This is a genomic window from Rhizobacter sp. (assembly GCF_031412075.1).
Classification (GTDB): Bacteria; Pseudomonadota; Gammaproteobacteria; order Burkholderiales; family Burkholderiaceae_C; genus Rhizobacter.
In genome coordinates this window covers 1-1,998 of the sequence record NZ_JANOCG010000425.1, presented here as the reverse complement: position 1 = coordinate 1,998, position 1,998 = coordinate 1, and the positions used below count along the sequence as shown (strand labels likewise).

Here is a 1,998-nt window from a genome sequence, read left to right as displayed (position 1 = left end):
CGTTGGGGGGCAACAAGGGTGTGGTCTCCGGCGCCGCCGGTGGCGGCACCGCCGAAGCCAACAACAGCGCCCTCGAAAAGTGCACCGAAACGCTGGGCACGGTGGCGCTGCAAGAAGAAACCAACGCCCCCTGGTATTACGAACTGCGCCGCAACCAGCTCGGCTCCACGCTGCCGGTGCTGCGTTTGATGATCCAGCAGAGCAATTGCTTCGTCATCGTCGAGCGTGGCCGTGCCATGAACAACATGATGCGCGAGCGCGAGCTCGAAGCCTCAGGCGAAATGCGCCAAGGCAGCAATTTCCAGAAGGGCCAGATGGTGTCGGCCGACTACACCATGAGCCCGGCGATCCAGTTCTCCGGCCGCACGGTTGTCGATCAGCAATAAGGTGGTTGACGCTTCATTGCGCTTCACATTGCCAGCCACCGCGCCGAGCACGCCCAGCTTGCCGGTGAGCAGGCCAGCGCTTCCGCCACCCGTGCGGCCGGAGAACTGGATCGCCGGGCTCATGGTGTAGTCGGCCGACACCATCTGGCCCTTCTGGAAGTTGCTGCCCTGGCGCATTTCGCCCGAGGCCTCGAGCTCACGCTCGCGCATCATGTTGTTCATCGCGCGGCCGCGCTCGACGATGACGAAACAGTTGCTTTGCTGGATCATCAGGCGCAGCACCGGCAGCGTGGAACCGAGCTGGTTGCGGCGCAGTTCGTAGTACCAGGGTGCGTTGGTTTCTTCTTGCAGTGCCACCGTGCCGAGTGTTTCACCGCACTTTTCGAGCTGGCTGTTGTTGCCTTCGGCGGTGCCGCCACCGGCCGCGCCGGAAACCACACCTTTGTTGCCCCCCAACGACGGGGCTGTGGAGCCGCAGCCGCTGAGCAAGAGCCCGGCGAATGCTGCAAGCGCAAATGGTTTGACCAGGGTCGCGTTCATTGAAACCTCTCAACGGTGTGCATGCCGAAACGGGCTGCTGAGAAGTATAGATTCGGGGGCACACCAAAGCGCCTCCTGAACGTGCGGAGGTGACTTTGGTCGCCCTGGCGACCGGGTCCGGCTATTCGCCCAGGTAGGCCGCCCGCACCTTGGGGTCGCTCAGCAGGGCGGAGGCCTCGCCACTCATGGTGACCTCACCCGACTCCATCACATACCCCCGGTTGGCGAGCTGCAGCGCACGGCTGGCGTTCGGTTCGACCACGAGGATCGTCACGCCCTGCTTGGCAATGTCGGCCACCACCTCGAAGATCTTGTCGACCATGATGGGCGAGAGCCCCATCGACGGCTCGTCCATCAGCAGCACCTTGGGCCGTGCCATCAGCGCGCGCCCCATCGCGAGCATCTGCTGCTCGCCGCCCGACATGGTGCCCGCCAGCTGGTTGCGCCGCTCCTTCAGGCGCGGGAAGATGCCGAACACCTTGTCGATGTCGGCGTCGATCTCCTTGTCGTTGCGCACGAAGGCGCCCATCAGCAGGTTCTCGGTGATCGTCATGCGGGAGAAGACGCCGCGCCCCTCGGGCACCATCACCAGGCCTTGTTTGACCAGGTCCCAGGCGCCCTGCCCCTTGATCGACTTGCCCAGGTACTCGATCTCACCGGCGGCCACCGGCTGCAGCCCGGTGATGGCCTTGAGCGTGGTCGTCTTGCCCGCGCCGTTGGCGCCGATCAGGCTGACGAGTTCACCTTCGTTGACTTCGAACGAGACACCTTTGACCGCCTGGATGCCGCCATACGCGACCTTCAGGCCGCTGACTTTGAGGAATGTGGATGTCATGACAGCCCCTCGCTCGCCGAATACAGCGAGCGATCCCCCGTGGAGATCGAGCCCGCCTTGGGGCGGCCCGGCGCCAAGCTCGTTGGAAGTTTGAATGAATGCTTCATATCGACTTTCAATGCGCCTTGTGGCCGGCGCCGAGGTAGGCCTCGATCACCTTCTCGTTGCGTTGCACCTCGGCCGGCGTGCCTTCGGCGATCTGCTTGCCGTAGTCGAGCACCGTCACGCGGTCGCACA

4 protein-coding genes are annotated in these 1,998 nt (G+C 64.0%); 1 reads left to right on the top strand and 3 read right to left on the bottom strand.

Annotation, left to right across the window (positions count from 1 at the left end):
- Positions 1-386 (top strand): CsgG/HfaB family protein (locus RMO40_RS15945; RefSeq protein WP_309723487.1); only part of this gene is annotated, 386 nt, incomplete at its 5' end.
- On the opposite strand, the gene RMO40_RS15940 is transcribed toward RMO40_RS15945, so the two are convergent.
- The 3 genes from RMO40_RS15940 to RMO40_RS15930 all read right to left on the bottom strand — a co-directional run.
- The gene (locus RMO40_RS15940; RefSeq protein ID WP_309723484.1) at positions 273-926 is read right to left on the bottom strand and encodes a CsgG/HfaB family protein; all 654 of its coding nucleotides are present in this window, start codon (positions 924-926) and stop codon (positions 273-275) included. The genes RMO40_RS15945 and RMO40_RS15940 overlap by 114 nt on opposite strands.
- A 121-nt stretch (positions 927-1,047) precedes the next feature.
- Positions 1,048-1,761, bottom strand: a complete 714-nt coding sequence (locus RMO40_RS15935; RefSeq protein ID WP_309723480.1) for an ATP-binding cassette domain-containing protein — start codon at positions 1,759-1,761, stop codon at positions 1,048-1,050.
- Between the two features lie 115 nt (positions 1,762-1,876).
- On the bottom strand, positions 1,877-1,998 hold a 122-nt coding region (locus tag RMO40_RS15930), incomplete at its 5' end, for an ABC transporter ATP-binding protein C-terminal domain-containing protein (RefSeq protein WP_489660178.1).